At 62.1% G+C, this 16,709-nt stretch carries 13 protein-coding genes; 6 read left to right on the plus strand and 7 right to left on the minus strand.

Annotated features, from left to right (window positions below; genetic code table 11):
• Positions 1 to 80: 80 nt before the first annotated feature.
• Positions 81 to 779: a dienelactone hydrolase family protein gene (locus IGS58_RS25220; RefSeq protein ID WP_099395909.1), complete on the minus strand. Its 699-nt coding sequence runs from the start codon at positions 777 to 779 to the stop codon at positions 81 to 83.
• Between the two features lie 88 nt (positions 780 to 867).
• Positions 868 to 3,987 (minus strand): polymer-forming cytoskeletal protein, encoded by a 3,120-nt coding sequence (locus tag IGS58_RS25225; RefSeq protein WP_230522996.1) that lies wholly within the window; start codon positions 3,985 to 3,987, stop codon positions 868 to 870.
• A gap of 154 nt (positions 3,988 to 4,141) precedes the next feature.
• On the opposite strand from IGS58_RS25225, the gene IGS58_RS25230 reads away from it, so the two are divergent.
• Positions 4,142 to 5,146, plus strand: coding sequence for a GlxA family transcriptional regulator (locus IGS58_RS25230; RefSeq protein WP_070259904.1), 1,005 nt, complete (start codon positions 4,142 to 4,144; stop codon positions 5,144 to 5,146).
• A gap of 12 nt (positions 5,147 to 5,158) precedes the next feature.
• On the opposite strand, the gene IGS58_RS25235 is transcribed toward IGS58_RS25230, so the two are convergent.
• Both IGS58_RS25235 and IGS58_RS25240 read right to left on the minus strand, forming a co-directional pair.
• The gene (locus IGS58_RS25235) at positions 5,159 to 5,392 is read right to left on the minus strand and encodes a hypothetical protein (RefSeq protein ID WP_034784311.1); all 234 of its coding nucleotides are present in this window, start codon (positions 5,390 to 5,392) and stop codon (positions 5,159 to 5,161) included.
• A 125-nt stretch (positions 5,393 to 5,517) separates the two neighbouring features.
• Positions 5,518 to 6,624, minus strand: a complete 1,107-nt coding sequence (locus IGS58_RS25240; RefSeq protein WP_034784313.1) for an S-(hydroxymethyl)glutathione dehydrogenase/class III alcohol dehydrogenase — start codon at positions 6,622 to 6,624, stop codon at positions 5,518 to 5,520.
• Between the two features lie 258 nt (positions 6,625 to 6,882).
• Here IGS58_RS25240 and IGS58_RS25245 point away from each other — a divergent pair, with 258 nt between their 5' ends.
• The 3 genes from IGS58_RS25245 (at position 6,883) to IGS58_RS25255 (ending at position 9,748) form a co-directional block, all read left to right on the plus strand.
• A complete protein-coding gene (locus IGS58_RS25245) occupies positions 6,883 to 8,331 on the plus strand; it encodes a PQQ-dependent sugar dehydrogenase (protein WP_230522997.1) in 1,449 nt (482 codons plus the stop codon).
• Positions 8,332 to 8,462: 131 nt separating this feature from the next.
• Positions 8,463 to 8,906 (plus strand): thioesterase family protein, encoded by a 444-nt coding sequence (locus IGS58_RS25250; protein WP_034784316.1) that lies wholly within the window; start codon positions 8,463 to 8,465, stop codon positions 8,904 to 8,906.
• A 41-nt stretch (positions 8,907 to 8,947) separates the two neighbouring features.
• Positions 8,948 to 9,748, plus strand: coding sequence for a substrate-binding periplasmic protein (locus IGS58_RS25255; protein ID WP_230522998.1), 801 nt, complete (start codon positions 8,948 to 8,950; stop codon positions 9,746 to 9,748).
• On the opposite strand, the gene IGS58_RS25260 is transcribed toward IGS58_RS25255, so the two are convergent.
• Positions 9,736 to 10,278 carry a DUF3016 domain-containing protein gene (locus IGS58_RS25260; RefSeq protein WP_070259909.1) on the minus strand — a complete coding sequence of 181 codons (543 nt, stop codon included), beginning with the start codon at positions 10,276 to 10,278 and terminating at the stop codon, positions 9,736 to 9,738. The genes IGS58_RS25255 and IGS58_RS25260 overlap by 13 nt on opposite strands.
• Before the next feature lie 157 nt (positions 10,279 to 10,435).
• Entirely contained in the window at positions 10,436 to 10,933 is a 498-nt protein-coding gene (locus IGS58_RS25265; protein ID WP_070259921.1) for a DUF3016 domain-containing protein, read from the minus strand.
• A 436-nt stretch (positions 10,934 to 11,369) separates the two neighbouring features.
• Here IGS58_RS25265 and IGS58_RS25270 point away from each other — a divergent pair, with 436 nt between their 5' ends.
• Positions 11,370 to 12,875 (plus strand): DUF3369 domain-containing protein, encoded by a 1,506-nt coding sequence (locus IGS58_RS25270; protein ID WP_034784319.1) that lies wholly within the window; start codon positions 11,370 to 11,372, stop codon positions 12,873 to 12,875.
• Between the two features lie 115 nt (positions 12,876 to 12,990).
• Here IGS58_RS25270 and IGS58_RS25275 read toward each other — a convergent pair whose 3' ends face one another.
• A complete protein-coding gene (locus IGS58_RS25275) occupies positions 12,991 to 14,934 on the minus strand; it encodes a GAF domain-containing sensor histidine kinase (RefSeq protein WP_230522999.1) in 1,944 nt (647 codons plus the stop codon).
• A 185-nt stretch (positions 14,935 to 15,119) separates the two neighbouring features.
• On the opposite strand from IGS58_RS25275, the gene IGS58_RS25280 reads away from it, so the two are divergent.
• On the plus strand, positions 15,120 to 16,667 hold the full coding sequence (locus IGS58_RS25280; protein ID WP_230523000.1) for a C13 family peptidase: 1,548 nt from the start codon (positions 15,120 to 15,122) through the stop codon (positions 16,665 to 16,667).
• Positions 16,668 to 16,709 lie beyond the last annotated feature (42 nt).

The following is a 16,709-nucleotide window of genomic DNA, read 5'->3' on the forward strand; positions in this document are numbered from 1 at the left end:
CGGCACAGCCGCTATTTTAACGCCCATGCGGCGTTGCTGCTGGGCGGAAAATAGCAACAGGCCAGCCTGGCGAGGCAGTCTTACAGATTTTCTGCCAGGAAAATCAAGGAATTGCCATGTGCCTGGGCAGCGGCGCGCTGCTGGTAGCTGTCGCGGTGGGTGCAATTGAAACCGTGCTCGGCGCCCGGGTAGATATGGATTTCCACGTCTTGCCGGTCTTCGAAGCGCTCGGCGATCTTTTGCACGGCTTCCGGCGGGATATGGCTGTCCTGGCCGCCGAAATGCATGAGCAGCGGCACCTGGATCCGGTCAGCCAGGTCCAGCTTGTTCTGGATGCCGCCGCCGTAATAGGCGATGGCAACATCGACCAGACCGGCCGCGGCCGCCTGGAACGACAGCCGGCCACCGAAGCAGTAGCCGACGGAAGCCAGCTTGCCCGTCACTTCAGGACGCGCGCGCAGGACGGCGATGGTGGCCGCGATATCGGCGTCGGCATGCGGATTGTCGGTAGCCTGCATCAGTTCGACGGCGCGCTTCCAGCCGTCCGCGTCATAGCCCAGCTCGATGTGCGCGCCGGCGCGCCAGAACAGGTCGGGTACCAGCACCACGTAGCCATCGGCCGCGTACTGGTCAGCCACGGCGCGGATGTGCTCGTTGACGCCGAAAATTTCCTGCAACAGGATGATGGCGGGGCCCTTGCCCACGTGCGGCACAGCCAGGTAGGCCTGGAAGCTGCCGTCCGGGCCGGCGATATCGATCCACTGCGAAGTTGTGCTCATAGAAAACTCCAGTCTGAGGTTGGGGGAATGCCACAGCCAGGCATGTTACTGGTTTTCCCCACTTTCTGCGCCCGCCCTTTGTCCAGGCTTAGTACATCTCGCGCAGGTAAATCACGGGGCCCGACTTGAAGACGCCAAAGACGACGGTGCCCACGGTGCTGGGCAGGTATGCAATGCCGGGCACGGAAACATCGACGCTGCCGCTCTTGCCGACGCCGGGCGCCGCCAGGGTCAGGCGTCTATTCGGCGGCAAGATTCCCTTGTCGAACGTATAAGTAATAGTGGTGCCAACGGGGAATGCAAAATCCTTGCACACCAGGGTTTTCTTGCAATTGGCAAACACCACCAGCGTGTTGTCGAACGCACTGATGCTGTCCAGCAGGCTGGTAACCCAGGTCTTGCCATCCCAGTACTGCGCCTGCACCGCCAGGCGTACGGGATAGCGCTCGGAACCGTAATCATGCGGCACCATCAGGCGGCCCGTGAGCACGGTCAGTTGCGCTTCCATGCCATCGGCCGGCGCCGAGCTCACATTGCCAGCCGCCGGATAGGCATACGTCGCGCGCAGCAGCAGCCCCGTCGGCGATGCCAGTGCGGTCGGCTCCTTGGGCACGGCATAGGCGGCGGGGAAGCTGTAGGCGATGGTGCGCGTGGCAAGGCCATTGGTAAAACTGGTGACAGGCACGCCCGTCACGGCCACAGCTGCTTTTGCCCCATCCGTCAGCGTGCTGCCCGATGGCGCCGTGGGCGGATAGCTGTTCTTCCCCGTTGCCGCGTCATAGGGGACCAGCGACACCTGCGTCGTGTTGATGCCGTCATTCCTGGCGTCGAAGTTCTTCGTCTCATTGCCAGCGGCCGTCTGGGCGCGGATGGTCAGATCAAAGGGCTGGCGCGAATACACGGCACGGTCACCGGCGCACACGAGCGGCGCGCTGCACGGGAAAGGAAACGGCATCTTCACGCCCCCCCCGATGTCCACTTGCTTGATGACCAGTTCCGTCACAAAGTGGTGCGGGTAAAAGAGCACGGTATCGCTCGGTCCCGGCGACGTCAAGCTGCTGCCCAGATATCCGTTTTGCAGCGCGGCCGTGAAATTGATCTTGCCCACTTCGGGCCAGACCAGCGGCGGCGCCGCGATGACGCCCCCTTTCTTCACGAAATCGAGATCGCCGCTGACCTGCGGATTGACTACGCTTGTGTAGAGCGGCGCCTGCAGATTACGGTCGAGCACGACTTTTTGCACAGCGACACCGCTTTCGTTGCCAAAGTTCTTCGTCACGGCATCGAGCGCATTGACGGCCGATAACGTGATGGTCGCCCCCGCCACGAGGGGCGCTGCCGCCAGACCCGCGCGCTGCGTCGGCGCCAGCTTCGTGAACAGAAATTTCTTCGGCGCCACGACGACCGTACCGCTGCCGTTCATGTCCAAACCTTTGTCGCTGCCGCTGTCCGGCTTGTAGGAGGCTGTCAGAAGCAGCGCTCCCGCATCGGCATACAGCATGTTCGGCTTGGCTACGCCGTCGGCGCCGAACGTCACCGTCACCTTGGTGCTCGACCCGCTGCAACTGCTCTGGTCGCTGGCCGCCAGGGCAACATAACTATTTTTGGTACTGTCAAAGATACGCGCAGGCAATGTTCCCTTGTCCGGATTGCTGTACCCGCAACTGAGGTTCAAGTCCTTGGTCTGGCTGGCGAACATGGGCACGCACACGTCCCTGTTGCCGGACGAGGTCTGCAAGGCGCTGATTTCCAGTACGGCCACGTCCTCCGCGTAGCGCGGAACGCCGCTTACCTGGAAGCCGCTGGAAAGAAAGCTGATCTGGCAATTGCTCGTGTTGCCGCCGCTCTTGCACACCAGCGCGCCCGTCGTGGCGGGCGTGCTGACCAGGCTCAGGGTGGCGATGCCCACCGTGGTCTGGCGCACCGTGACATTGGCGTTGACGCCGCTGGTATCGATCTGCGTCGGCACGCCGCCCGGACTGATGGTAACGCTCACGCCATTCTTGTAGACCGCGCTGCAGCTGGCATCCGCGCAGGCAGTCACCTTCACCGTGGGCACCTGGCAAGTAAGCGCCGTCAGCGGGTGCTCGATCTGGAAATGGTGCAGTCCGCTCGGCGTACCGGGCCCGCACTTCGGCCCCATCGGTTCATTGAAGGCCCAGCCGCTGTTGTTCGTCACGCAACTGCACGGGTTCGATGGCGTATACGCCTTGCAGGTGATGGTTTGCTGCACCCGGCCCTGCCAGCCCAGGGTGATGTGGTCGACCAGCGCATTGCCCGTGATATAGGCGTTCGACGAGTCCAGCGTGACGTTGCCGCCCTCGACATTGCCCTTCACGCCGTTGCCGGAGGCGATGCTCAGGGAGCTGGACGCTTTCACGTCGCCCGTGACCAGCAGGCCCGAGGCCTTCAAGTCGATGGTCGGCGACGTCAGGTTGCCCTTCACCTGGCTGCCCGAACCGACTGTCAGCGAGGTACTGGCCGTGATATCGCCCTGCACCTGGCTGTTCGCTGCCTCGATGCTGACGACGGGCGCCTTGGTGGTGCCATTCAGGTTGCTGCCCGAACCGAGGCTGAACGCATTGACAGCCGTCACGTCGCCTGTAATCGACACGCTGGAACTGGTGGTGATGCTGCTGCCGTTGACGGGTCCCGTTATGGTCGAGCTGGAGCCGATGCTGACGTTGCCGCTGGCCTTCACGCTGCCCGTGATCGTGACCTTGGAGTTGCCGCTGATCGAGCCGCCGCTGATGGCGCCATTCAGCGTCGAGCCGGAGGAAATGTCGATATTGCCCGTGGCCGTGATATTGCCCGTCACCTTCACGGGCGTGCCGCCCAGGGAGACGGACGCCGCCGAGATATCGGCCACGAGCACGGTGCCGCCCTGCGACCCCACCTTGAAATTGCCGCCCTTGGCCGTCAGGCTGCCGCCCGTGATCTTCAGGTTGGGCGGATTGACATTGCCGATGTCGATATTCTTGTTGGCGGTCAGGGCCGCCGTGCCGCTCATGCTCAAGCCCTGGTTGTAGTCGATGCTCACATCGCTGTTGACCGTCACGCCATAGCCGCTGGCGATGACGACGTTGTCGGTGCTGCCCATGATCAGGCTGGCGCAAGTATATTGGTTGCTGGACGCCGGCAGAGTGCAGCCGTTGACGGCGCCGCCATTGAAGTTGAGCGTCACCGCGTGGGCAAGGGATGAGCCCAACAGCAATGTCAGGGCGGCAAAAAGATGGAGTAAGCGCACGATATTCAGGAATCCGATGGGTGGGGAGCCAGCGGGCGCGCGGATTATTTCATGCTAACCTACGCCATCGCCGTTGTTGCATTATGGCAGTATTTATCCCCCTCGCGCATATCGCATGATCAAGCAAAACCCCAAAGAATTCCCCCTGCGCACCGTCGACATCATCGTCTATCCCGGTTTCAAGGCGCTCGAAGCCATCGGCGCCATGAAGGTATTTGACTACGCCAACACCCATTTGCGCCTGCGTAACCTGCCCGGCGGCTACGACGTGCGTATCGCCTCGACGGCCATCGGCCCGGTCGAGTCGGACACCCTGATGTCGTTGCACGCCAGCAAGGCGCTCGATGCCAGCCGCCTGCCCGACCTGGCCGTCATCGTCGGCTGCCACCACGTCGAGCAAGTCTTGCAGGACATTCCCGCCCTCGCCGCCTGGGTAGTCGAAGCGGCACCCCGCATCGGCACCCTGGCGGCACTATGCACGGGCTGCTTCTTCCTGGCCGAGGCGGGCGTGCTCGACGGCAAGAGCGCGGCCACGCACTGGAGCGCCGTGGACAGTTTGCGCCAGCGCTATCCATTGATACAGGTCAATGCCGATGCGATCTTCGTGCGGGAAGGGAAATTCTGGACGTCGGCCGGCGTGACGGCCGGCATCGACCTGGCGCTGGCCCTGGTGGAAGACGATTTCAGCCGCGATATCGCGCTGGAAGTGGCGCGCGACCTGGTGGTGTACTTGAAGCGGCCGGGCGGCCAGTCGCAGTTTTCCGTGCACCTGTCGAGCCAGATGACGACGCATCCGACCATCCGCCAGTTGCAGGGCTGGATCATGGAGCATCTTGCCGAAGAGCTCACCGTACCGCTGCTGGCGGCCAGGCTGGCCATGAGCGAGCGCAATTTTACGCGCGTGTTCCAGCGCGAAACGGGTACCAGTCCCACGGAATTCATCGACACGGCCCGCTTCGAAGTGGCGCGCCGTTTGCTGGAGGACAATGTGTCCTCCTTAAAACAGGTGGCCGTGCAGGCGGGCTTGCATAGCGAGGAGAGGCTGCGCCGCCTGTTTCAAAAGAAACTCGCCATCACGCCGCGCGACTACCGCGAGCGCTTTTCCAGCACGGCGCGCTAGGCGCAGCGGGAATCAGCGCGGCTTGCCGTGGCGCACGTGGCGCGTGGCCAGTTGGCGGCTCTGACGGGCCAGCGGCGTAAACAGGAGTGCGCACAGCAGATACGTGGCCAGCAGCGCCAGCCAGATGGCGGGCGTGGCGAGGCTGGCGGCATTGCTCCACCACAAGGCCAGCAGGGAAGACAGGGCCGCGCCGAGGAAGACGGGCAGCATGCGGCGCAAGGTCGCGAGGTAGGCAGTGGCAAACATGGACGGCTCCCAAAGCAAGGCGGATGTCTTCACACTAGCAGGGGCAGGCGGCGAAGTACAGCCTGCCGCCCTGCCCCGTCCGTCAAGTGTTGCGCAATACGTACATTCAGCTCAATCCAGCGCGCTTAATACAGCACCACCGAACGGATCGATTCGCCGCTTTTCATCAGGTCGAAGCCCTGGTTGATGTCTTCCAGCTTCAGGCGGTGCGTGATCAGGTCGTCAATATTGAGCTTGCCTTCCATATACCAGTCGACGATCTTCGGCACGTCCGTGCGTCCCCGCGCGCCGCCAAAGGCCGAACCGCGCCATTCGCGCCCCGTCACCAGCTGGAATGGCCGCGTGGAAATTTCCTGGCCGGCCGCCGCCACGCCGATGATGAAAGACTTGCCCCAGCCCTTGTGCGTGCACTCGAGCGCCTGGCGCATCAGGGTCGTGTTGCCCACGCATTCAAACGAGTAATCGGCGCCGCCATCCGTCAGCTGCACGATGGCGTCGACGACGTTTTCCACCTCGTTCGGGTTGATGAAATGCGTCATGCCGAACTTGCGGGCGATGGCCTGGCGCGCCGGGTTGATGTCGATACCGATGATCTTGTCGGCGCCGACCATCTTCGCCGCCTGGATCACGTTCAGGCCGATGCCGCCCAGGCCGAACACGGCCACGTTGGCGCCCGCCTCGACCTTCGCCGAGAACAGCACGGCGCCCACGCCCGTCGTCACGCCGCAGCCGATGTAGCACACCTTGTCGAACGGCGCGTCGGAGCGGATTTTCGCCAGGGCGATTTCCGGCACGACGATGTAATTGGAAAAGGTGGACGTGCCCATGTAGTGGAACAGCGGCTGGCCATTCAGCGAAAAGCGGCTGGTGGCGTCAGGCATCAGGCCGCGGCCCTGCGTGGAACGGATGGCCTGGCACAGGTTCGTCTTTTGCGACAGACAGAACTTGCACTGGCGGCATTCCGGCGTGTACAGGGGAATGACGTGGTCATCCTTTTTCAGGGTGGTCACGCCCGGGCCCACGTCGACGACGACGCCGGCGCCTTCATGGCCGAGGATGGCGGGGAAGATGCCTTCCGGGTCGGCGCCAGACAGGGTGTAGTAATCGGTGTGGCAAATGCCCGTGGCTTTCAGCTCGACCAGCACTTCGCCGGCGCGCGGGCCGGCCAGGTCGACTTCTTCGATGGTCAGCGGGGCGCCCGCCTTCCAGGCAATCGCGGCTTTGGTTTTCATGTGTGTCATTCCTGCTCGGTTTCAGATGCGCCATTATCGGGCGGCTGCGGGCGCGGCGGTACCGCTGGACCCGCGCTTGTCTGAAAACGCGGCGCATTTGTCCGATGCCGCCGCACGGTGCAGCAGCGCACGGAAGTGCGGACGCCACGCGGGGTATGCTTGCGCAAGCTCAATCATGCCGACGCCAAAACGCGCATTCTTGCAGCAAACCTAGCGCCATACCGTGCAGCCGTTTCATCGTTCCCGCAGGAGACTGACATGCGCCACTTCCTATCCCGGCTTTTCCCTGCCTGGCCAGCCTTGCTGCTGGCCTGCTGCCTGAGCCTGCTGGCATCGTGTGGCGGGGGCGGCGGCCACCATCCGCCTGCCGCCGGCACCGGCAGCCTGAATATCAGCATCGGCGGCTTGCCGGCCGGCGTGGCGGGCGCCGTCACGGTGGGCGGGCCCGCGTCATACAGCAAGGCGCTGACGGCGAGCACCACGCTCACCGGCCTGGCGCCCGGCGCCTACACGCTCAGCGCCGCCAGCGTGGCGCAAGGCACGGGGACGCTGGCGCCCACGCCCGTCACGCAGCAGGTGCAAGTCAATGCGGGGGCGACGGCCAGCGCCAGCGTCCTGTATGCGGCCGCCACGCCGCTGGCCCTGGGGCTGCAGGAAGTGGCCAGCGGCTTGAGCGCGCCCATCTTCCTCACGGCGCCGCCCGGCGACAGCCGTTTGTTCATCATCGAACGGGCCGGCCGCATCCGCGTGATGCAAAATGGCAACCTGCTGGCCACGCCCTTCCTCGACATCAGTACGCTCACCACCACGAGCGGCGAACGGGGCTTGCTGTCACTGGCCTTCCACCCGCAATACGTCAGCAACGGCTATTTCTTCATTTATTACACCAACCTGGCTGGTGATATCGTCATCGAGCGGCGGCAAGTGTCGGCTGGCAACCCCAACGTGGCCGATCCCCTGTCCGCGCTGACCATCCTGACGATTGCCCACCCCACGTTCAGCAACCACTATGGCGGCTTGCTCAGCTTTGGACCGGACGGCTATCTGTATGCGGGCACGGGCGACGGCGGCAGCGCGGGCGACCCGCCCGGCAATGCGCAAAACACCAACGTGCTCTTGGGAAAACTGCTGCGCCTGGACGTCAACGCCAGCAGCGTGGCCCAACCGTATGCCATTCCGCCGGGCAACCCATTTACGGCGGCAGGCGGGCGCCCTGAAATCTGGGCCTACGGCTTGCGCAACCCGTGGCGCTACGCTTTCGATGTGCCGGCCCAGCTGCTGTACCTCGCCGACGTGGGCCAGGGCAACTGGGAAGAGGTCGATGTGCGTCCCGTGGGCCAGGCGGGCAACAACTATGGCTGGAACATCATGGAAGGCGCGCACTGCTACAACAGTGCCAGCTGCAACCAGGCGGGGCTGGTCCTGCCCGCCATCGAATACGGCCACGATGCGGCCGGCGGCTGCTCGATCACGGGCGGCTATGTGTACCGGGGGGCGGCCTTGCCGGAGCTGGCGGGGCAGTACCTGTATTCGGACTACTGCAGCGGCTGGCTGAAGAGTTTCAGCTACAGCAATGGCACGGCATCGGCCGTGACAGACTGGGGCATCACGAACGTGGGCAACATCCTGTCGTTTGGCCAGGATGGTCAAAACGAGCTGTACATGCTGAGCGGCACGGGCAAGGTGTACAAGATCGTCCGTAAATAGGCGTACGCAAACCTGCGTGCCAGTGAAGCGGACGGCACGCACGCGGCTGAGGGCATTTTTCGACGGGACGCGGGGAACCGGCTAGAATTGACATTTCCGCCGCGCCCTGCGCATCAGACCAAGAGAACACCATGGCCCGTTTGAAACTTGAATTTCCTGAAGACCAGTACTGCTATTCCTCGCAACTGACGGTACGCACGACGGACATCAATGCCGGCAACCATCTCGGCAACGATTCCATGATTTCCATGATTTCCGAGGCGCGCGCCCGCTTCCTGTTCGAATATGGCGTGCGCGACATCGAAGCGGACGGCACCGGCATCATCGTCACCGACCTGGCCACCACCTACCGCGCCGAAGCCCATGCACGCGACCAGCTGCTGTTCGAAGTGGGCGTCATGGATTTCAACAAGTATGGCGGCGACATCACCTTCCGCATCACGCGCCCGCGCGACAACACCCTGATCGCCATGGCCAAGTCCGGTTTTGTGTTCTTCAACTATAAGCTCAGCCAGGTCGTGCCCATGGCAGAAGATTTCGGCAGCAAGTTCCCACAGGTAAACTGGATCGACTGAGGCGCGGTACATTCTGGCCATCATCCTGTATGCTTATCAGGATGACATGCAAAATTAACCTGCGCCACGCCGGCGCCTGCCTGCTGGCCGCCGCCTGCGCGATGGCGGCACCCGGCATCGCCCATGCCGCACCGCAAACCGTCATCCTGTACGGCGACGACGACTATGCGCCGTACAGCTATGTGGAAAACGGCGTTTTCAAGGGCATGTATATCGACATCCTGCGCCTGGCAGCCAGTGCGATGCCCGATTACCGGCTGGAACTGCAGCCACGCCCCTGGAAACGGGGGCTAGCCGCGCTGGAAAAGGGCCAGGTTTTCGGCCTGTTTCCACCCGGACGCAAAACGGAACGGCCGTACGTGCAACCGTATTCGGCCATGCTGTACCGCGAATCAGTGGTCCTGTTTTGCCATGATGCCGTCATGCGCACGCCGCGCACGCGGTTTCCCGCCGACTTTGCCGGCCTGACCATCGGCGTCAATACAGGTTTTTTGCTCTCGGAAAAACTGATGGCGCCGGCCCGCGAGGGGCTGCTGCGCCTGGAAGCGGCCAAGGGCAATGAAGCCAACCTGAAAAAACTGGCCTTGCGGCGCATCGATTGCTACGCCAGCGACCGCGGCGCGGCGCGCCACACGGCGCGCCAGCTGGGCGCCGAACTGGCCAGTTACGGCTTTCAATTGCACGAAGTGCTGGAATTGTCGTCCGAAGCCACCTACATCGCCTACAGCGCGCGCAATACGCCCGCCTACAAGGCCGATTTCATCCAGAAGATGAATGCCGCCCTGCTTGCCATGCGGCAGAACGGCGAGCTGGCGCGGATCGAGGGTGCCTACTTGCCCTGAACTTGCGGCGGTGTCAAGGAGCTTACCGGATTGCTGCGGCCCTTGGGAGTGATATCAAAGGCGCTTTTAAACCAATCATCGATCAACTGCTTTTCATAGCGCAACGCGTCACCGCTGGAATAGCGATTGAGACGCTGCAGATACGCCATATCGGACATGGCGGATTCGCCACTGGCAATGACCTTGCCATTTTGCTCGAGCACATAACGCAGACGCATGCGCGGCCAGTCACTTTGTCCATTCAGCACGCGCAGGTCACGGCCACCATGGCGTCCCGGCTCTTCGCGTCCCGCCATATCGACATCGGTGACTTCTATCTTCAGTTCCTGTCCCGGCCGCAAGCGCTTGCCGAGGAACTGAAAATGTTCTTCTAAACCCTTCAGCACATCTTGTCGGTCATGCGGTTTGAACGGCAAATCTGAAAACTCTTCCGGCTTGGCAAAAGTCACTTCAACGCCGGCAAAAGCACTACTGCTGGCTACCAGCATCACGGCGGCTATCCAGGTTTTCGTCGCTCTCGAAATGCGCATACAGTATCCCTTTCAAAAAGTCTTACAAGCGGGCAAGCTCCGAAATGCCATTCATCGCGGCACCTTGCTTAAATATACATCAAATGGGAATTTCTGTAGCGCAATATATCAAAAAAGACAAATAACGTCCTGACCCGCATCTCACCTTGCTGACAACTTATTTACGCATTGATGGCTTTTTTTGCGTCTTGAAGGTGTCGGCAAACCAGTCATCGATCATCTGTTTCTCGTAACGCAGCTTGTCGCCGCTGGAATAGCGGTTGATGCGCGTCAGATAGGACATATCGGACAGGGCTGCATCGGCATTGGCGATGACCTTGCCATCTTGCTCCAGCACATAGTGCAGGCGCATGCGCGGCCAATCGGCCCCGCCGGTCATCACGCGGAAATCCTGGGTGGAGCGCATGGCGGGATTTTCACGGCCAGCCATGTCCAGATCCGTCACATCGATCTTCAGGGTTTGCCCAGGCTTGAGCGACTCTCCCAGTTTCTCGAAATGCGCCGTCAAGTCCTTGAGCACTTTCTCACGCTCCGTCTGATCGAAAGACAGGTCCGTGAATTGTTCCGGCTTGGTGAAATGCACTTCCGTGCCCGCCCAGGCGGCGGTGCTCGCCAGCAAGGCAAGACCAGCAATGAAGGTACGCGTCGTTTTCATGATGAGTCCTTTCAGGAATGTGGATGGCGCTCCGGCCATTCTTTACGTTTTAATATAGCGCGATGTGTTTCATTCTAAAGAGAAACTAATACATTGTTACTTTTCTTGCGCCGTGTAACGAACATGGCGCAGACCACAGACTTTTTTTCCAGATTCATTGGCAATATTAATTAAAACAAAGTATTGTCTTGAAAATATAGTTGCCTAAGCGATAAAGTATACATAGTGTCGCCAGCGTGGATTTAAAGTGCTTTTTTGATATGCATGTTGCATGAATTTAGTCAATTATTCTTGCTTGTTGTTAATACTTGGCTGTCAGTCTACAATCGATAAAATGCGCCCGAAAAACGCGCAACGCCAGTAGTGGCGCACAGGCAAGCCTGGCGCGGGCGTCTCAGCATTGCGTCAGTTATGCCTTTTAGCGGAACTCGCCCTTATGTCATTTTTGTCTTCAGCCTCACCCAAGTTACCTCCCTGGAAAGTCCTGCTCGTCGATGATGAACCCGACATCCACGACATCACCAAACTGACGCTGAGCCGTTTTCGCCTGGAAGGCCGCGCCCTGAGTTTCGTGCATGCGTACAGCGGCGCCGAGGCCAAGCAGGTGCTGGCGCGCGAAGAAGACATCGCGCTGGTGTTTCTCGACGTGGTGATGGAACGCGAAGACAGTGGCCTGGAAGTGGCGCGCTGGATGCGCGAAGACCTCGGCAACCAGTTTACGCGCATCGTGCTGCGCACGGGACAGCCGGGACAGGCGCCGGAAGAACGGGTGATCGTCAACTACGACATCAACGACTACAAGGAAAAGACGGAACTGGACCGCACCAAGCTGTTCACCACCACCTTTGCCGCCCTGCGCGCCTACCGCGACATCATGAAGGTGGAAGAGGCGCGCCAGGCCCAGCTCCATTACCGCGAGGGGCTCGAGCGCGTCATCGCCGCCTCGGCGCACATTTTCAAGCAACGCAACCTGCGCGACTTCGCCAGCGGCCTGCTGCAGCAAGTCGTCGCCCTGCTGCGCCTGGAAACGAGCATGCTGCTGCGCCTGCGCGGCGCCAGCGCCATTTCAGGTGAGCAAGACTATGAAATCCTCGCGCAGATCGGCGACACGGACGACGGCATCCTCAGCCCGTCACTGCTGTCACAGCTGGACGATGCCAAGAGCAACAAGATCTCGCGCCTGCACGGCGACACCTATGTGGGCTACTTTCCCAACAGCAGCGGCAAGGCCTCGCTGCTGGTGTTGAAAGGCGTGGAAGAAATTTCCGACCTCGACGCGCAATTGCTGGAAGTCTTCTGTTCCGGCGTGGCGATCGCCTTCGACAACATCCTGCTGACGCAGGAAATCACCGATACCCAGGCCGAGCTGATCCTGCGCCTGGGCGACGTGGTCGAATCGCGCTCGCACGAAGGCGGCAACCACGTGCGCCGCATGGCCGAAGTGTGCCAGCTGCTGGCGCAGGCCTCCGGCATGTCGGAAGAGGAAACCATGGTGCTGCGCCACGCGGCACCCATGCACGACATCGGCAAGATTTCCACGCCCGACGCCGTGCTGCTCAAACCGGGCAAGCTCGACGCGGCCGAGTGGGAAATCATGAAACAGCATCCGACGGTGGGCATGTCCATCCTCGACGGCTCGCAGCGCCCGCTCTTGAAGGCGGCCGCCGTGATCGCCCACCAGCACCATGAAAAATACGACGGCAGCGGCTACCCGCAAGGCCTGGTCGGCGAGCACATCCACAAATACGCGCGCATCGCCGCCGTGGCCGACGTCTTCGACGCCCTCATGCACAAGCGCTGCTACAAGGACGCCTGGCCCCTGGAACGCGTGGTGGGCTACCTGCGCGAAGTGAGCGGCAGCCACCTCGACCCGCAGTATGTGGAATTACTGATTGAAAATCTCGATGCAGCGCTGGCGCTGAATCAACGTTTCCCGGATTAGCATGCGTAGGTCGGATTACGCGGCTGCGCCGCTAATCCGACCTACGTGGCTTCGGCCCAAGCCCCCAACACGGGCGTTCCGGGCCAAGCGTCTCCGGCCCGCCGTTTTCAGGTTTTCAAGCGCTCTTCGGCTCCAATGGGAAGCGTATCTTGTAATGTAACCCCATGCCCGGCGCGCTGACCACCTTCACCGTGCCGCCCAGCGGCCCCGTCACCAGGTTGTACAGGATATGCGCGCCCAGGCCGCTGCCACCGGAACCCCGCTTGGTCGTGAAGAAGGGGTCGAACAGCTGGCCCAGGGTGGCGCTGTCCATGCCCATGCCGTCGTCGCTGTAGTCGAGTTCCAGCATCTCGCCGGCCGTCCGCACGCTGATCTTGATCTTGCCCGGTTCGCCTTCGGCAAAGCCATGCACGAGTGAATTGACCACCATGTTCGTGACGATCTGCGAAACGGCGCCCGGATAGCTGCGCAGCTGCACCTCGGGCGCGCAATCGATGTCCACCTTGATCGGCTTGCCCTTCAGCTTGGGCTGCAGCGACAGCAGGATTTCATCGAGGTATTTGCGCAAGTTAAAGCTGCGCAATTCGTCCGACGACTGGTCCACGGCCACCTGCTTGAAGCTGCGCACCAGCGCCGCGGCGCGCTGGGTATTCGTCGTCATGATGCGCAGGGTCTGGTCGATGATATCGAAAAATTGCCGCAAGCCATCTTCATCGAGCTGGCCCCCTTCCAGGTCTTCGCGCGTGAGCTTCAATTCCTGCACCAGATGGCTGGTAGCCGTCACGCAAATGCCCAGCGGCGTATTGATTTCATGCGCCACGCCTGCCACCAGGCGGCCCAGCGAGGCCAGTTTTTCCTGGCGCACCAGTTCCGACTGCGCTTCCTGCAAGGCGCTCAGGGCGCTGTTCAGGGCCGCGTTCTGCTCTTCCAGCGCTTCCTTGGCCTGGCGCATGGCGTTGTCGGCCTGGATGCGGGCCATCGCCACGGCCACATGGCTGGCCATGAAGGCCAGCACGTCCAGTTCCGCCTGGCCATATACGACGGACGTGTCGTAGCTTTGCACGATGATCACGCCATATTTCCGGTCACCCAGCAGCATGGGCGCGCCCATCCAGCTGGCGATGCCGACATTGCCCAGCGGCTCGTCCATTTCGCCGCTGGCCACCAGCGCCGCATAGCTGCCTGCATCCAGCAGACAGGCTTGCCGGCGCGCCAGCACATACGAGCTCATGCCGATGCCGTAATGAAAGCGTTTCACGGGCGCCTGCGCATCCTTTTCATCGACGAAATACGGGATTGTGATGTCCTTGTTGTCCGGGTGATACAGGGCGATGAGGAAATTTTTTGCCGTCACCAGTTCGCTGATGATGGCGTGCAGGCGCGCGTACAGGGTCGTCGCATCGGAAGCCTGCGCCGACAGGTTGGCGATTTCATACAGCGCATGCTGCAGGTTTTCCGCGCGGCGCCGCTCGGCCACCTCGTGCGCCAGCAGGGCCGTGCGCTCCTGCACCGCCTTTTCCAGCCGGTCCATGCTTTGCATGCCTTGCAGCGCGCTCGATACGTGCGTGGCGATCAGCGCGAACAGGGCCTGGTCTTCCAGGCTGAAACGGTGCTGCGCGTCATAGCTCTGGATAACGATGGCGCCCAGCACCTGGTGCTGCTGGTCCAGCAGCGGACAGCCGATCCAGTGCTCGGCCGCCGTGCCGCCGCCCCAGGCGCCGCCGCCGATGGCGCGCATGGCGTCGTCGTCGGCCGTCATCACCAGCTGCTTGCGGTTGACGATGACCCACGCCGTGGGCGACTGCGCGGCGCTGGCCAGGCGCACGCCCTCGTCCGGATCGGGCGCGGCGTCGAATTCATCGACAAAATAGGGAAAGCGCACGAGGCCGTCGTCACGGTCGCTGAGCGCCACGTAAAAGTTCGCCGCATACATGATGCGCCCCAAGGCTGCATGCACCGCCTGCAGGAATTCACTGATATCGCTGCAGGTGCTCGAGCGCTGCCCGATTTCCAGCAACACGGTCTGGACGGCTTCCAGGCGGCTGAGACGGCTTTCCATGGGTGACTATGTACCTTGTGCAAGTATATGTTCTGAAAATCAATATTATCAGTTCAGCCCAGCCTTGGCACGGCATAAAACGGAGAATCTTGCCTTGAAGCAGAGCAACACACGCCACGCGCGCATTTGCCACGATGGCAATACAGTGGCAGACTAGGCCCCTTCCTACAGACCAGACCGTCCTCATGACTGCCACGCTACGCGCCTCGCTTCGCCCCTACACCCTCGCCGGCCTGCTGGCCTTTGCCGCGCTGGGCATGCCGCCGCTGTGCGCCGCGCCAGCCAAGGCGCCGGCGGCGGAAACGGCCGATGGCGGACGCTATTTCGGCCCCCTCGTCGCGGGCAAGATGCATGGCCAGGGGCGGCTCGAATACGCGAGCGGCGCCTTTTATGAAGGAGGCTTCGCGCGCGGCGTGTTTTCCGGCCAGGGCAAGCTGCGCCAGGCTTCCGGCGTCGAATACACGGGCGCCTTCCGCCAGGGTGCCTTCGACGGCATCGGCCGCTACACCTCGCCCAAGGGCGAGATTTATGCGGGCAGCTTCGTCAAGGGCAGCTTCGAGGGCCAAGGCCGCTTCCAGGGCGCCGATGGCGCCACCTTTGAAGGCCATTTCAAGCACTGGCGCCCGCATGGCGCCGGCAAGCTGACCGACACGGACGGCACCGTCTTCGAAGGCGAATTCGTCCAGGGCCAGGTGCAGGGCAAGGCCAGGGTCACCACCAGCGACGGCATCCATTACGAAGGCGAATTGAAAGACTGGAAATTCGAAGGCGAAGGCGTGCTGCGCACGGCCGAGGGCGACGAATACCGGGGCGGCTTCAAGAATGGCCAGTTCGACGGCAAGGGCGTGCTGCGCTATGCAGTGGCGCAGGCGGATGGACGGCGCGAAGACAGCGGCAACTGGACGGAAGGCCAGCTGGACGATCCGGCCCTGGACAAGCTCACGCGCGACAATGTCGAGCTGGCCCTGTACGGCCAGCAATCCTTGCTGGAACGCAGCCTGGCCCGTGTACTGCCGCGCGATGCGGCAAAAAAAATCAATCTGTACCTGCTGGGCGTGGCCGGCGACGGCGCGCAGGAAGTGTTTCACCGCGAAACGGCCTTCGTGCAGCGCCAGTTCGACCGCGATTACGGCACCGTAGGCCGCTCCTTGATGCTCGTCAACAGCCGCAACACGGTGGCGCAGCAGCCGATGGCCACGCGCACCAGCATCGCCGCCAGCCTCGATGCCCTGGGCGCGAAGATGGACAAGAATAACGATATCCTGTTCCTGTTCCTCACCAGCCACGGCTCGCCCGAGCACGAGCTGGCGCTGGCGCAAAACGGCATGGACCTGCACAGCCTGCCCGCGCAAGAGCTGGCGTCCATGCTCAAGCACAGCGGCATCCGCTGGAAGGTCATCGTGATCTCGGCCTGCTATGCGGGCGGCTTCATTGCGCCACTCAAGGATGACAACACCCTCATCATCACGGCCGCGCGCAGCGACCGCACTTCGTTCGGCTGCGATGACCAGAACGATTTTACCTACTTCAGCGAAGCATATTTCAAGGAAGCGCTGCCCAGGAGCGCCGGCTTTGCCGAAGCCTTCGACAAGGCCAAGGTGCTGGTGCAGGCCCGTGAAGCGGCCGACTTCCGCGAAGGCGGCATGGAAGCGGAAGAGCATTCCGAGCCGCAGCTGTTCCAGGGCAAGGCCATCGCCGCGCAGCTGAAGGCGTGGCGCGCCCAGCCGCGCTAAGCGCAGCACGGCCGCCCGCCTTTCTGTACAATAGCCGTCACC

The organism is Janthinobacterium sp. EB271-G4-7A (assembly GCF_020858075.1).
Classification (GTDB): Bacteria; Pseudomonadota; Gammaproteobacteria; order Burkholderiales; family Burkholderiaceae_D; genus Janthinobacterium; species Janthinobacterium lividum.

What these genes read in the sequence shown, in the direction of transcription:
- IGS58_RS25220 (WP_099395909.1), bottom strand. Translation starts at nt 779, where the DNA reads ATGAGCACAACTTCGCAGTGGATCGATATCGCCGGCCCGGACGGCAGC.
- IGS58_RS25230 (WP_070259904.1), top strand. Translation starts at nt 4,142, where the DNA reads ATGATCAAGCAAAACCCCAAAGAATTCCCCCTGCGCACCGTCGACATC.
- IGS58_RS25235 (WP_034784311.1), bottom strand. Translation starts at nt 5,392, where the DNA reads ATGTTTGCCACTGCCTACCTCGCGACCTTGCGCCGCATGCTGCCCGTC.
- IGS58_RS25240 (WP_034784313.1), bottom strand. Translation starts at nt 6,624, where the DNA reads ATGAAAACCAAAGCCGCGATTGCCTGGAAGGCGGGCGCCCCGCTGACC.
- IGS58_RS25245 (WP_230522997.1), top strand. Translation starts at nt 6,883, where the DNA reads ATGCGCCACTTCCTATCCCGGCTTTTCCCTGCCTGGCCAGCCTTGCTG.
- IGS58_RS25250 (WP_034784316.1), top strand. Translation starts at nt 8,463, where the DNA reads ATGGCCCGTTTGAAACTTGAATTTCCTGAAGACCAGTACTGCTATTCC.
- IGS58_RS25255 (WP_230522998.1), top strand. Translation starts at nt 8,948, where the DNA reads ATGACATGCAAAATTAACCTGCGCCACGCCGGCGCCTGCCTGCTGGCC.
- IGS58_RS25260 (WP_070259909.1), bottom strand. Translation starts at nt 10,278, where the DNA reads ATGCGCATTTCGAGAGCGACGAAAACCTGGATAGCCGCCGTGATGCTG.
- IGS58_RS25265 (WP_070259921.1), bottom strand. Translation starts at nt 10,933, where the DNA reads ATGAAAACGACGCGTACCTTCATTGCTGGTCTTGCCTTGCTGGCGAGC.
- IGS58_RS25270 (WP_034784319.1), top strand. Translation starts at nt 11,370, where the DNA reads ATGTCATTTTTGTCTTCAGCCTCACCCAAGTTACCTCCCTGGAAAGTC.
- IGS58_RS25275 (WP_230522999.1), bottom strand. Translation starts at nt 14,934, where the DNA reads ATGGAAAGCCGTCTCAGCCGCCTGGAAGCCGTCCAGACCGTGTTGCTG.
- IGS58_RS25280 (WP_230523000.1), top strand. Translation starts at nt 15,120, where the DNA reads ATGACTGCCACGCTACGCGCCTCGCTTCGCCCCTACACCCTCGCCGGC.